Genomic DNA, 14,227 nt, shown 5'->3' with positions numbered 1-14,227 from the left:
ATGGTCGGGATTTAACCCCGCCCCCATACTAGATGGGGACGGGGCCTGGGAGGAGTTCTTACCAGCTGAACTCGCCGGCGTTCTTGCTGTCGACGACCATAACGTCGATCGGGACTTCCTTCGGCACGACGCGAGCGCCCCACTTCTGGGCGAGCGCCATGGCAAGGCCGACGCGAACCTGGTCACGCGGGAACTGCGCGGTGGTTTCGATGAAAGGGCCACCCTCGGCAATCGCCTTCACAGCTTCCGGAGCACCGTCGACCGAGGTCAGCTTGATGTCCTTGCCGGAACCCTGGATCGCAGCCAGAGCGCCCATCGCACCGCCGTCATTCACCGAGAAGATACCGGCGAGGTTCGGACGCGACTGGATCATGTTTTCAACGACGCCGAGAGCAACGGAGCGGTCCTGACGGCCGTTCTGCGTGTCGACCAGCTTGATCTCGGGGAATTCGGCGAGAGCCGCCTTGCAGCCTTCGACGCGCTGCAGGATCGGCACGACCGGAATGCCGTCGAGAATGGCGACTTCACCCTTGCCGCCGAGCGCGTCACCGAGATGCTTGCACGACTTGTAACCCGCGTCACGGTTCTTCGAGCCGACGAAGGTGTCGACCGGGCCGTTGGCGTTGGCGTCGACAGCAACGACGATTACGCCGGCAGCCTTGGCGGCGTGAACGGCGGCTTCGATGCCGGCGCTGTCGGTCGGGTTGAGAAGCAGAATGTCGATCTTCTGCTGCAGCATGTCTTCGACGTCAGAAATCTGCTTGGCCACATCGTGGCCGGCATCGGTCACGACAACGTCGGCGCCGATGCTTGCTGCGGCTTCCTTCAGCGCTTCCTGCATCGACACGAAATAGGGGTTGTTCAGCTCCTGGAAGGTCATGCCGATCTTCAGCTTTTCCTGCGCCAGCGCCGGAGCGGCCATCATTGCAATTGCGGCTGTCGCCATCAGAAACTTGGATTTCATTTTCATCTCACTCTTCCTCCCATTAGGAAAGTTGGGGCAACAAGACCCCGTTTCCGGACAGCCCTCTGCCCGAATTCTAAAAAATCGGCGATGTGTCGCTGGTTTAATCCGCCATGACCGCTGCCTTCTGGGCTGCGAATACGGTGCGGAACCTCGACGGCGACATTCCCTTCAATTTCAGGAAATGCCGGTTGAAATTCGAAAGATTGGAGAAGCCCACATCGTAGCAGACCTCCGCCACCTTGACCTCCTGATCCGCCAGCAGCATCTGGCAGGCAAGATCGATGCGTAACTGATTGCGATACCGCACCAGCGTCGTTCCCGTGTGGCGCTTGAAGGCGCGGGAAAACGCGCTCGGGCTCTGGCCCACCATGTCGGCGAGGTCGATTTCCTCGACCTGTTCGGTCAGATGCTGGCGCAGATGCGACAGCGCGCGGTTGATGCCGCTGTCGCCGATGCCGGTCAGGTCCAGCTCATAGCTCAGGCTCGCCAGCACCTCGGAAGACGGCGCGTTGACCAGCAGATCGAGAATTTCCCAGAAAAGCGCCAGACGCGTCAGCCCCTGCGCCTCGATCAGCCGAAGGATCAGCGGACGAACGCGATCGCTTGTCTCATCGTCGAACAGAATGCCGCGGCGGCTGCGGTCCAGCAGCGCACGCACCACCTCCATCTCGGACATGGAGGTGCAGGCATCCTCGATGAAAGCCTCCGGAAACTGGATCACGAGAGAGCGTGTCGGCACGATTTCGTCCGGCTCGATCTCGCTGATCCAGTTCTGGGGGAGATTGGGACCGGTCATGATGAGCTGACCGGGGCCGAAACGGCCGACGAAATCACCGATATAAAACGTGCCTGACGTGGCGACGACCAGATGGATTTCGTATTCGGGATGATAATGCCAGCGCACGGTGCGGAACGGATAGCCATGCCGCCAGGCGGCGAAGGATTCGCCCTTGCGGATGTGCACCAGTTCCAGATCGGGCTGCATCATGGTTCCTCCCATCAGTCGCGTCCGCCGTATTTGCGGACAGGAGCCATTTCCTCTTTATGGCTCGTCCCCGGCGTTGATGAGGAGCATATGGCGGGCGGCTGCGGTACATCCACATCACGCCGAAGAAATTGCCGATACTTTTTTGACTCTTTTTTGTCGAAAATTGAAGAGTCGCCCGAAAGGGCTGACCATAAACGCGGCGATGGGGCCGATTTTTCCGCTCAATTTGGCGTGATGCGCTCAAACAATGCGCAACCGGAAGCGATTTTCGTTGAAATTTTGACGTGTAGCCTGCCGGATGCCGGCAGGCTACACTCATACTTTTCCGCAACGTCTTTGCCGCTCAATCATCAGCGGCTGGCTTCTTTCGTTACTGCGGCATCACGATCTGCAGTTTCACATCCGTTTCCCGTGCTTCAACCGCACGGTCGAAACCGGCAATGCTGTCTTCAAAGGGAATTGTCGCGGAAATCAGCGGCTTCAGGTCGACCTTGCCGGAGGCGATGAGCGCAACTGCCCGGTCGTAAACATTGGCATAACGGAAAACCGTTTCAACCCGCAGTTCCTTGGCCTGCAGGCCGACAATATCGACCGGAACCGGATCGACAGGCATGCCGACCAGCACGATCGCGCCGCCCGGCCGCGCCAGCTTCGCCATGCCGAGCACGGCGGGTGCTGCGCCCGAGCATTCGAAGACGATATCGCAGCCCCAGCCGTCGGTCGCCGCCGAGACGGCCTCGGCAAGATTGCGTTCGCGGATGTTGACGGTTTCGATGCCATCATAGGCACCGATGATATCGAGCTTCGGCTGGGCGAGGTCGGCAACGATGACCTTGGCGCAACCGCCGGCAAGTGCTGCCAGCGCCACCATCATGCCGATCGGACCTGCCCCGGTGACGACAGCGATATCGCCCGGCTGGATACGAGCCCGGAGCGCCGCCTGCATGCCGATGGCGAAGGGTTCGACCATGGCGCCTTCGGCGAAGGACACATTGTCGGGCAGCTTGTAAGTGAAGGCGGCGGGATGAATGACCTCAGGCGTCAGGCAGCCATGGATCGGCGGCGTCGCCCAGAAGCGGACAGCCGGGTCGACATTGTAGATGCCGAGCTTGGAGGCGCGCGATGTGGGATCGGGTATGCCGGGCTCCATGCAGACGCGGTCGCCCACCTTCAGATGCGTCACCTCGTCGCCGGTTTCGATCACCGTTCCAGACGCTTCATGGCCCAGCACCATCGGCGCGTTGACGACGAAATGACCGATCTTGCCATGGGTGTAATAATGGACGTCCGAGCCGCAGATGCCGACCGTGTGGGTGCGGATGCGCACATCCCTGGGCCCGAGTTCAGCGGATCCTGCTCCACCCGGAATATCAAAATCCCTGAGCGAGAGCTTGCCTTTTTCTTCCAGCACCAGTGCCTTCATCTCATCCTCCGTGGTTTGCGATACGTCTGGCAGCGAATTCAGTGAGCGTGATGGCGTGCAACCCCGGCAAAAGTAAACAGAAATCGGCCAGATCCGCCGGTTTTTCTTCACTCCGGAAAAACTGTATCGGACAGCCCGCGATTTCTCATCATCCGCGGCGCGACACGATCCTTAAGAGGCAGGAAAACCGGCATGATTCGTCCGCCCATTTCGCGATCATCGCGTGCTTGAAAGCCTCTGGGACCGGTAAACCCGTTCGCTCACATTTTTTCGCCGGGCAACACGCTTGCCTGCCTCACCCACTCCACGAACTGCGCTTCATCGAACGCATCCTCGCGGATATCGAGGTAACGGACTTTCGGATGTTTGGAGGTGCCGGGCGGCAAAGGCTGCAAGGATGCACCGTTAAGGAAGGTCACCTTGATATATTTCGTGAAGCAGTGAAGGCTGAGGAACCAGATGTCGTCCTCCATGCCGTAAAAGGGCGAATTCCACTTCACAGCCTTGCGCACACCGGGCACGACACCTTGGATCAGCCGGTCGATACGGCCACCGACCGCGCTTTTCCAACCCGGCATGGCGGCGATATAGGCCTGCACCGGGGTGTCGCCATATCCTTTTGCAATCTGAGGATTGCCGCCCGACAGAAGCTTCTGCGTCGCAACCGATGGCTCGCTTCCGGAGACTTTGTCTGACTTCTTGCCGACCATCACCTTGGCCTCATGGGTATCACAACAAGTGCTACCGATAGCATGAGCTGTGTCTATTCCAGATATTTCTACACATTTTCCGTGATGATCGCCTCGCCGACCCGGAATAACAGATCGGCAGCTGCGGGTCAGTCTTTCCTGACCCGCAATCCCTCCAGAAAGGTCCGGAAACTATCGACAGCCCGTTTCGAGGTCGTTTCCGGGTCGTCGGAATTGGCTATCCATTGGGCGGCGCTGCTGCTCGCCGCATTGATGAAGCGGGCGCATGCCTCCGGATCGATGTCGCCGATGGTGCCTTCTTCCCGGAGCGCATCCAGGCTTCGGGCGACAGCCGAGATACAGCCATTGGCATTGGGCCAGCGCGACGGATCGCCGAGCACAGCCGGCCCGTCACGAAACATGATCCGCTGGATTTCCGGTTCGAGAGCCATGCGCACATAACCGACATTCTCCTCGACAAAACCCTCCCATCGGGTCGCGGCCCTCGAGGAGATGTCGCAGAGCCTCTTCGTCATCTCCGCATCGATCTCGGCCACAACCGCCAGCAACAGGCCTTTCTTGTCGCCGAAATGGTGATAGAGCGCGCCACGGGTGAGACCAGCTTCGGCGGTGAAGTCGTCCATCGACGCTTCCGCATAACCGATGCTGCCAAAGGCCTTGCGGCCGGCAGCCAGAAGCTTCGCCCGCGTCTCGGCAATCATTTCACTGCGAGGTTTGCGCATTTCTTCTCCATTTTCCACATACGACGCGTATATTAGTTGACATACGCGTCGTATGCAATTATCTCATTCACATACGCCACGTATGTATGTGGTGGACACCCTTAGAACAAGGTGCATCCCGATGTCTAATCCATACAGAGAAATTTTCCGGGCTCCAGGCGCAAAAGGCTTTTCCGCCGCCGGTTTCTTCGCCCGCCTTCCCATTGCCATGGCCCCGATCGGCATCGTCGCCATGCTTTCCCAGACTCATGGCGAATATTGGCTGGCCGGCGCCGTCTCGGCAACCTTCGCATTGACCAATGCCGCCCTCTCCCCGCAAATCTCCCGGCTGGTGGACCGCAAGGGGCAGAGCAAGGTCCTCATCCCCGCCACCATCGTCTCGGTCATCGCCTTTGCGGCGCTGATTACCGCGACAAATCAGAGATGGCCCGCCTGGACGCTGTTCCTTTCCGCCTTCCTCGCCGCCGCCATGCCGAGCATTCCCGCCATGATGCGCGCCCGCTGGACGGAAATCTTCCGCGACCGGCCGGAGCTGAACACCGCCTTCGCCTTCGAATCCGCCGCCGACGAACTTGTCTACATCTCCGGCGCCTCGCTTTCCGTTGGCCTTGCGGTTTCGCTCTTTCCGGAAGCGGGCATGATGATCAGCACCACCTTCCTGGCGCTCGGCACCTTTGCCTTCCTCCTGCAACGCTCGACCGAGCCCAAGGTGCGGCCGGTTGAAAGCGGCCGCCGGCAGCGTTCGGCCATCTTCCTGCGCCCGGTCCAGATCATCACGCTTGCGTTGATCTTCGTCGGCTCCACTTTCGCAACGGCCGAGGTAAGCGCCGTCGCAATCACCAAGGCGCTTGGTCAACCGGAAGCCGCCAGCCTCGTCATCGGCGTCTATGCCATCGGCTCCTTCGTGGTCGGCCTCATTCTCGGCGCGCTCAACCCCAAAATGCCACTGCAACGGCAATTGCTGATCGCCGTCAGCGTGCTTGCACTCACCGCCCTGCCGCTGCTTGTGGCCAACACCTCGGTAGCACTTCTCGCTTTCGCCGTTTTCCTCAGCGGCGTTGCAATCTCGCCGATCTTCATCACCTCATTCGGCCTGATCGAGCGCCGCGTGCCGGAATCGATGCTGACGGAAGGCGTGACATGGGTGATGACCGGCATCGGTATCGGCATGGCCCTCGGCGCCTTCGTCTCCGGCTGGGTGATCGACAATTTCGGCCCGGATAACGGTTTCTGGGTGTCCGTCGCCGCAAGCCTTTCGACAGTCGCCATCATCGCGCTCGGCCAGCGCAGCCTCTCCGGAGATCGCGGACGGTCGGATATGGAGGCCGTGGCGCAACCCGCCGAATAACAGCCTTTGCTTGTAGTCCGCCTCCTTCATCGCGGTAATTGATATATACGGAGGAAAGGTCACAGACTAATCCATAGTACAGCGACTGTTTTACTTTACCGTCGCCCCGCAAGCATGATACCGGCAACATCAACGGCCGATGATATCATGCCTGCGGGGCGATCCTGCTTATCGAAGCCGTCGCTTCGCATATTCTCGAATTCGGCACCGATTGCACATAATCGACCGACGGCTGCATCGTTCGACACGCCGACCGTCCGTTCACCGGGCAGGCACGGGGTCGATTACCGGAAGGCAAGGCTCTTGAGTTGGGATCTGCAGGAATTGTTCCGGCTATATGCGAAGGGCATTGTCAGGTCCCTGCGCAGCAGGGGCATCGATCCTGAAACGGCATCCGATCTGGCGCAGGATGCGTTTTTGAAGGTGCTTGCCTCACCGCCGCCGGCAAGTGCCGCTTCCCACAATCCCAAATCCTATCTCTATACGGTGGCGCGCAATCTCAGCATCGATCATTATCGCCGCGAACGCAGTCTCCGCCGTGTCGACCTGCCGCAAAATGCCTTCGATGCCATCATCGATCCGTCGCCATCGGCCGAAACCATCGTCTATGACCGCCAGCGGCTGCAACTGGTGGAACAGGCGCTTTCGGAACTGCCGCGGCGGGTGCGCGAAGCCTTCCAGCTGCACCGGATGGGCGGCCTGACGATCAGCGAAGTTGCGCAGAAGCTCGGAATGTCCACCACCCGCACCTGGGTTTTGATCCGCGACGCCTATGAACACATAGAGGATCGCCTGAACGGTCTGTAGAGGACGGGAACCGTCGTCTTGCCCTAGATATCGCCGTTTAATCGCCAGCCTGCGCATTAAACTTCTTTCATTCGGAAATATGCGGCCTCTCATTCGTATATATCAAAGGCTGTGACATTGTCCGGTCTCCGGCAATCCTGAAAGGCTCCCTATGAACGAAGTGTCGGAAGAACGGCGCCTGTTTCGTGAAGCTGCGGATATTGCCATTCGCCTGCAGAACGATCCCGGCAATCCCGTCGCCATTGAAACGGCACGCGCGTGGATCGAGCGCGGACCGGCCCATGCCGCCGCCTGGGCGAAGGTCGCCGCAATCCACGGCATGACCGGCCAGATTCTGGCCGAGGAGGCCCGTTCCTCGCAAAAGGGCTTCGACCCCAACCGGCGTCTTCTGCTTGTCGGAGGCGTGCTCTGTCTCGGTGCGGCGGCAGGCGGTTCGGTGCTGGCACCCTATGTGACGTTACGCGCCCGCGCCGACTACCTGACCTCGACGGCCGAGATCAGAGAAATTCTCCTCGAGGACGGCAGCATGGTCACGCTTGGACCGGACAGCGCAATCGCCATCGATTTCGGTGAGCGGGCAAGACGGGTAAACCTCCTCGCCGGCATGGCCTATTTCGATGTCATACCCGATGCCTCGCGCCCCTTCTCCGTCGCCTACGGACCGTTGACCGCCACGGCGCTCGGGACTGCTTTCGACGTTTCAGGCGACGATCTCTCCATCTCCGTCTCCGTCGATCATGGGCTAGTTCTGGCCACATCGCCCGATCTGCCTTCTCCCGAGGGAGAGAAACTGGCGGCAGGCGACTGGCTGACCTACGACCAGGCATCGCGCCGTATGGATCGCGGCGTCAGGGAGGCTTCGGAAATCGCGGCATGGCGCACGGGCATGCTCATTGCCGAGAAGGAGACGGTCGCGGCGGTGGTCAATCGCATCGCCCGCTGGCAAAAAGGCAAGGTGGTCATCGCCACCCCTGCCCTGAAAAACAACGTCGTCAGCGGCGTCTTCGATCTTGCCGACCCCATCCGCGCGCTCGATGCGGTGGTGCGGCCATTCGGCGGAAAGGTGCGGGCCGTCACGCCGTTTTTGACCGTTATTTCCTCCATCTAAGAAAACTTGAGAAAAAGAGGAAAATTTTCGAACGCCATTCGTATTGTCCTCAGAGAACCCGTCGCCAGCATAGGCCGGCCGGTCTCCGGGGACAGATTTAATGGAGTGGCTTTCACATGGGGAATGAGTTCTCATCGGCTCATAAGGGTACAAACAGGGGTCGTAAGGGTCGTGGCGCGCTGTTTTTCGCCTTTCTGGCGACGACCACGGCGCTCGCCGCCGGCATCGCGGCACAGCCGGCCTTTGCGCAGGCGGTTTATTCGGTTCCGGCCGGCCCGCTGAACAAATCGCTGGCAACCTTCGGAAAACTGTCGGGAACGCAGATTTCCTACGATGCCTCGATTGCACGCGGAAAACTTTCGCAGGGCGTCAGCCGCGCGACAACCCGCGAGCAGGCTATCGTGGAGCTTCTGCGCGGCACCGGCCTCGTTTATTCCTTCACCGACGCCACCTCCGTCGTCATCGCCGCGCCGGTCAGCGCGGCAAGTGCTGCGGCAGCCGGAAACTCCACCCTTCTCGCACCCATTACGGTTCAGGGCACGCGTGGCGCATCCGTATTGCAGCAGGACGGGCTGGCGCAGGATGGCTACCGCACGGAAACCCTGTCCTCTCTCGGCCTGCTCGGACAGACAGCCATTCGCGATACGCCGTTTTCCGTCACCGTCGCGCCGAGGGAGCTGATCCAGAATATCCAGGCGCAATCCCCGGAAGACATCTACCGCGTCCTGCCGACCATCCGCAGCCAGACGCCGCAGATGTCCGGCTGGGCGCCGATGGCCAATATTCGCGGCTTCACCACCTATGACACCGCCGAAGACGGCTTCCGCCGCTCCTACAGCCACGCGACGGTGCTGGAAGACAAGGAACGCACCGAGGTTCTTTCCGGCCTTTCGGGCTTTCTCTATGGCGCGGCCTCGCCGGCCGGCATGATCAACTATGTCTACAAGCGCCCGACGCAGGAACGTTTGAACAGCGTGACGGTCGGCAATTACGGCGGCGCGCAGGCCTTCGTCCATGGCGATTTCGGCGGCCGCATCGATCCGGAGGGCGACATGGGTTATCGCCTCAATATCGTCCGTTCGGCGGGAGACACGGCCATCGACGACCAGAATGTCGACCGCTTTCTGGCAAGCGGCGCTTTCGACTGGAACATTACCGACCGTCTGAAGCTCGAACTCAATGCGTCCTACAGCAAATACAAGCTGGACGCCGCCAACTCTTACTGGGCTTTCGCAGACGGTGTGCTGCATGGCGATGCGCCCGACGCCAGCAGGAACTGGAGCCAGCCCTGGATTCACGACGAAATCGAGAAAAAACGATACTCGGCCAAGCTCACCTACGATGTGAACGACGCCATTACCCTGCGCGGCGGATATATGCGGGAATATATCGACCGGCCGGTTCAGGATCATACGATGAATCTTGTCCAGTCCGCGGAGGAATATTCCCAGATCGCAATTCGCTCCGGCAGGACAAAAAACGTCTTCGACGCTGCGAATATTTTCGCGGACGTCTCCTTCGACACCGGCGCGGTCTCCCACAAGCTGACCGCCGGCTATTACATGTATCAGGGCAAGGACTGGGGTACGACTTACAACCCCAATACCGGCTGGCAGCCGTCTTTCCCCCTGTCTTCTCCACGGCATATTGCCGAGCCGACTTTCCCGCCAAACACCGGCACGCTCTACAAGTCCGGCTATGTGCGCAATCATAACTTCGTCGTCGGCGACCAGATCGAATTCGACGAACAATGGTCGGCCCTCGTCGGCGCCAATTACAGCATGATCCAGAGCCAGTCGCTGGACAGCAGCGGCGCCCGCTCCGCACCGGATTACGATGAAGCAAGGCTCTCGCCCTCAGCCTCGCTGCTGTTCAAGCCGGTGGAGGCGGTGACGCTCTACGGCAGCTATATCGAAGGCCTCGAGCAGGGCGGCGTCGCGCCGGACACGGCCGCAAATAGCGGGCAGATTCTCGCCCCCATGGTCAGCAAGCAGAAGGAAATCGGCATCAAGGGCGATGTCGGCGACATGCTGCTGACGGCGGCGCTGTTCGACATCTCCAAGGCCTACGAACTGACGACGGATGCCAATGTCTACACGCAGGACGGCCGCCAGCGCCATCGCGGCATCGAGTTCACGGCGACCGGCAAGGTGACGGATGACCTTACCATTCTCGGCGGCGTGACATTCCTCGACGCCAAGGTTGAAGGTGGAACCTATGACGGCAAGCGCCCCATGAACGTCGCCAATGTTCTGGCCAAGGTCTATGCCGAATATGAGGTTCCCACCGTCGAAGGTCTCTTCCTGACCGGCGGCCTCTATTACACCGGCAAACAATGGGCGACATCCGAAAACAACGACCGCCTTTCCTCCTATGTCACCGCCGATCTCGGATTGCGTTACACCACCGAAAACTTCGGCAATCCGCTGACATTCCGGCTGAATGTCAGCAACATCACCGATGAGAACTACTGGCAGAACAGCTATTATCTCGGAGCCCCGAGAACCGTCTCCTTCTCGGTTCAGGCGAAATTCTGATGATGCTGCGCAGTTCCCTGTCCCGCAGAGCGCTGCTTTGCGGGACAGGTGCTTTTTTCCTTACAAACCGACCGTCATCGGCCGCCCGTTCCGGCGGCATCGTCGCCATGGACTGGGTGAGCGGGCAGAACCTGCTGGCGCTTGGCGTGCAGCCCGCAGCCATGCCGGAACTGGAACGTTATGGCAGTCTCGTCGTCGAACCGGCGCTGTCGCCCTCGGTCGCCGAGCTTGGATTGCGGTCCGAGCCCAATCTGGAACTTGTGGACTATCTTCGGCCAAGCCTCATCCTGCACAGCGACGATTTCACCATGGCTGCCGGCCGGCTTGCCGCCATCGCCCCCACCCACCTTTTCGATTCCGGCGTCACTGCGGGCGAGAACCATTTAATCAGTGGCAGGAACGCTCTCATCGCGCTCGCCGCGCGGATCGGCGATCCCGGCCGGTTTGGCGCGTTTCAGGAAAGTTTCGACGCGGAGATGCAGCAGGCACGCGCACGGCTCTCCGCCTATGACGGACGGCCTCTGCTGTTGGCGACGGTCATAGATGGCAGGCGACTGCTGGTTTTCGGCAGGAACAGCCTTTTCCAGAATGTTCTCGATCAATTCGGCATCGAGAACGCCTGGGATGGTTACACCTCGCAATACGGTCATACGACAGTGACGGCCGACCAGCTTTCCCGCCATCCGCAGGCGCGGCTTCTGTGCATCGGCGATACCAGCAGCGAGAAGCTGGATACGCTTCTCAACGCGCCGGTCATCAAAAGCCTGCCCTTCATTCGCGAAAACCGGTTGGTGCGTATCAGGGACGTGCTGTTTTACGGCGGATTGCCGCCGGCAAAACGTTTCGCCCGCCTCGTTTCCGCAGCCCTTGCCGGTGAGGCATCGCCATGAAGAGGACGGCGAACATATCCGCGATCGTCGTCACATCGCTCGCCATCGTCTGCACGGGCCTTGCCGGCTTCAACCTGTTCCTGCGCATGCCCGATGGGACGCCGCTTGCAGCCCTGTTTTTTCCCGATCCCGACATGACGGCACAGGTGCTGCTGCACAATACCTTGCTGCCGAGGATCGTGGTGGCGCTGATGACCGGCGCGACGCTCGGCCTTGTCGGGGCGATCCTGCAAAACATTCTGCGCAATCCGCTTGCCGAGCCGGCGACGCTCGGCATTTCGGCCGGTTCCTATCTGCTGCTTGCCATTGCCACGCTCTGGTTCCCGCAATGGATGGGCGCACAGGAATGGATCGCCTTTGCGGGCGCGGCGCTGTCGCTTCTGGCGATCCTTGCACTCTCCTGGCGCAAGGGCCTGTCGCCCGTGACGGTGACGCTGGCGGGCATGATCGTCAGCCTCTATTGCGGTGCTGCGAGCGCCGTTTTGGTGCTGTTCAACCATGATTTTCTCGTCAGCATCTTTTTATGGGGTGCTGGATATCTCAATCAGCAGGACTGGAGCGCTGTCTCCTTTCTGGCCCCCCGTCTCGCCGTGCTCGTCCTTGCAGTTGCGCTGCTTCTTCGCCCCCTGACGATCATGACGCTTGAGGACGCCAATGCAAAAAGCCTCGGCCTGTCGCTTGCCGCCTACCGCCTGCTGACGCTGGTGGTAGCGGCGGCCTTGACGGCGGTGGTCACCGCCTCCGTCGGCATCATCAGCTTTATCGGCCTTGCCGCCCCCGCGCTCGCGCGCGCCTGCGGCGCAAGGCGAATGGCGGCGCAGCTCGGTTATTCGGCAGCACTTGGCGCGTTGCTGCTGACCTTGACCGACCAGATCGTCCTGTTTTTTCCCGTCACCTATCGATTGTTCCCGACCGCCGCCGTCACCGCTCTTCTCGGTGCGCCGCTGATGTTCGCGCTGATCCAGCGGCTGAAGATGCCGGCCCCGCCGCAGCCGGGCGCGCAGCCGGCGGCAGCGCGCCTTGCCTCGCCCATTCCGGCTTTGCTCGGTCTCATCGCCATTCTCTGCGTCGCCGCCGGCGTCGCACTCGCCGTCGGGAAAAACACGGAGGGCTGGTTTTTATCGGGACTTTACGATCTGCATGGTCTCGGCTGGCGCTGGCCGAGGGCGCTTGCCGCCTTCAGCGGCGGGGCCATGCTCGCACTCGCCGGCGCCATTCTGCAACGTGTCACCGGCAATACCATGGCATCGCCGGAGGTGCTGGGTGTCTCGTCAGGGGCGATGCTCGGCGTCATTCTGGTTCTTCTCACCCTTGCCGCCCCCACCCGTGGCGCGCAAATCCTCGCGGGTGCGGCGGGTTCGCTGACGGTTTTGCTGCTGATGCTGACCCTGTCGCGCAAGCCGGGTTTTTCCGGCGACCGGCTGCTGCTGATCGGCATTGCGCTCAGTTCCGTCTCCGGTTTCGTCATGGCGGTATTGATGACATCACAGGACCCGAGGCTCGGTCAGCTTCTCGCCTGGCTTTCCGGCTCCACCTATGCGGTCGCGCCCGGTGAAGCCGTCATGGCGGCGGTCCTGCTTTCTGTTGGGCTTGCTTTGACCCCCTTCATTCGCCGCTGGCTGGAAGTGCTGCCGCTTGGCGAAGATATCGCCCGAAATACCGGCGTCTCTGTCGTGGCGAGCCGTAACGGTCTCTACTCGCTTTCCGCCATTCTCACCGCAAGCGCGACGATCCTCGTCGGACCCTTGAGTTTCGCCGGCCTGATGGGGCCGCATCTGGCGCGGCTTGCGGGTTTCCAGCGCGCCGGCACGCAATTGCCGGCGGCGGCGCTGATCGGCGGACTTATCCTGCTCATCGCCGACTGGCTGGGGCGCAACCTCATCTTCCCGTTTCAGATACCCGCGGGCCTCCTGGCGACGGTGGTTGGCGGGCCGTTTTTGCTTGTACTTATCGGAAGGCGCGCATGACCATATTCGCGGATGACAGTTTCAGGATTCTGACAGTGGTCGACAGCCAGCGCCTCGCCCCCTTCATGCAGCGCCTGCGCTTTACCGGCACCGGGCTTCACCGTTTCAATACGCTGAAAAACCTCCATGTCAGGCTTTATTTCTCAAAGCAGAACAAGAGCTTCGACTGCAATCTGCCCGCCACGAAAAATGCTGCGGAACACGCAGATGCCTTCGCTGTCCGTTATTACACGATCCGGGCGATAGACCCCGATAGCGGCTTTATCGATATCGATTTCGTTCTGCATGAGGATGCGGGGCCGGGATGTTCCTTTGCCCGGAATGCGCGTCCCGGCGTGCTTTGCGGCATGTCCGGCCCGTGCGGACTGGGAATGAAGTCGGCAAAAAACTATCTGCTGGCCGGGGATGAAACGGCCTTACCCGCCATTGCCCGCATCTGCGAGAACCTGCCCGGGGATGTTAACGGCCAGATTTTCCTTCGGGCCGAGAATTGCCGATATGACATCGTCGCACCGCCCGGCATGCAAATATACTGGTTACCGCGCTCGACGGTATCACCCGCGAAATTCATCGAACATGTTGGCGGTGCGGCGATGGAGACAGCCGCTTCCACCAGCGATTATTTCCTGTGGCTCGCCAATGCGTTCTCCCAATGGCAGGACTTTCGGGACAAGTTGTCGGTCCTGTCCAAGAAACGTTATCTCAACGCCTGTTACTGGCGGGACGACATGACGACGAGCCACTGAGAAAGGACGCGAAT

12 protein-coding genes are annotated in these 14,227 nt (G+C 60.6%); 7 read left to right on the top strand and 5 right to left on the bottom strand.

Annotation, left to right across the window (positions count from 1 at the left end; genetic code table 11):
- Positions 1–58 precede the first annotated feature (58 nt).
- From ACQZ5G_RS20130 to ACQZ5G_RS20110, 5 genes are all read right to left on the bottom strand, one after another.
- On the bottom strand, positions 59–970 hold the full coding sequence (locus ACQZ5G_RS20130) for an ABC transporter substrate-binding protein (protein WP_003522008.1): 912 nt from the start codon (positions 968–970) through the stop codon (positions 59–61).
- A 97-nt stretch (positions 971–1,067) separates the two neighbouring features.
- A complete protein-coding gene (locus tag ACQZ5G_RS20125) occupies positions 1,068–1,952 on the bottom strand; it encodes an AraC family transcriptional regulator (protein WP_448738774.1) in 885 nt (294 codons plus the stop codon).
- A 373-nt stretch (positions 1,953–2,325) separates the two neighbouring features.
- Positions 2,326–3,378 carry an NAD(P)-dependent alcohol dehydrogenase gene (locus ACQZ5G_RS20120; RefSeq protein WP_003522006.1) on the bottom strand — a complete coding sequence of 351 codons (1,053 nt, stop codon included), beginning with the start codon at positions 3,376–3,378 and terminating at the stop codon, positions 2,326–2,328.
- A 260-nt stretch (positions 3,379–3,638) separates the two neighbouring features.
- Positions 3,639–4,088, bottom strand: a complete 450-nt coding sequence (locus ACQZ5G_RS20115) for a DUF1801 domain-containing protein (RefSeq protein WP_003522005.1) — start codon at positions 4,086–4,088, stop codon at positions 3,639–3,641.
- 128 nt (positions 4,089–4,216) lie between these two features.
- Entirely contained in the window at positions 4,217–4,810 is a 594-nt protein-coding gene (locus ACQZ5G_RS20110) for a TetR/AcrR family transcriptional regulator (RefSeq protein WP_003522004.1), read from the bottom strand.
- Positions 4,811–4,931: 121 nt separating this feature from the next.
- On the opposite strand from ACQZ5G_RS20110, the gene ACQZ5G_RS20105 reads away from it, so the two are divergent.
- From ACQZ5G_RS20105 to ACQZ5G_RS20075, 7 genes are all read left to right on the top strand, one after another.
- On the top strand, positions 4,932–6,158 hold the full coding sequence (locus ACQZ5G_RS20105; RefSeq protein WP_448738685.1) for an MFS transporter: 1,227 nt from the start codon (positions 4,932–4,934) through the stop codon (positions 6,156–6,158).
- Between the two features lie 303 nt (positions 6,159–6,461).
- Positions 6,462–6,965 carry an RNA polymerase sigma factor gene (locus ACQZ5G_RS20100; RefSeq protein WP_135398312.1) on the top strand — a complete coding sequence of 168 codons (504 nt, stop codon included), beginning with the start codon at positions 6,462–6,464 and terminating at the stop codon, positions 6,963–6,965.
- Positions 6,966–7,116: 151 nt separating this feature from the next.
- Entirely contained in the window at positions 7,117–8,073 is a 957-nt protein-coding gene (locus tag ACQZ5G_RS20095) for a FecR family protein (RefSeq protein ID WP_448738686.1), read from the top strand.
- A gap of 116 nt (positions 8,074–8,189) precedes the next feature.
- Positions 8,190–10,610, top strand: coding sequence for a TonB-dependent receptor (locus ACQZ5G_RS20090; protein ID WP_003522000.1), 2,421 nt, complete (start codon positions 8,190–8,192; stop codon positions 10,608–10,610).
- Positions 10,610–11,500 (top strand): ABC transporter substrate-binding protein, encoded by an 891-nt coding sequence (locus ACQZ5G_RS20085; RefSeq protein WP_448738687.1) that lies wholly within the window; start codon positions 10,610–10,612, stop codon positions 11,498–11,500. The genes ACQZ5G_RS20090 and ACQZ5G_RS20085 overlap by 1 nt, the downstream gene beginning before the upstream one ends.
- Entirely contained in the window at positions 11,497–13,467 is a 1,971-nt protein-coding gene (fhuB, locus tag ACQZ5G_RS20080; protein ID WP_448738688.1) for a Fe(3+)-hydroxamate ABC transporter permease FhuB, read from the top strand. The genes ACQZ5G_RS20085 and fhuB overlap by 4 nt, the downstream gene beginning before the upstream one ends.
- Entirely contained in the window at positions 13,464–14,213 is a 750-nt protein-coding gene (locus ACQZ5G_RS20075) for a siderophore-interacting protein (protein WP_448738689.1), read from the top strand. The genes fhuB and ACQZ5G_RS20075 overlap by 4 nt, the downstream gene beginning before the upstream one ends.
- The last annotated feature ends 14 nt before the right edge of the window (positions 14,214–14,227 follow it).

It is taken from the genome of Agrobacterium sp. 22-214-1 (assembly GCF_053522465.1).
Note: the sequence above shows the minus strand (reverse complement) of the source record. Positions and strands in the feature narration are given on the sequence as shown.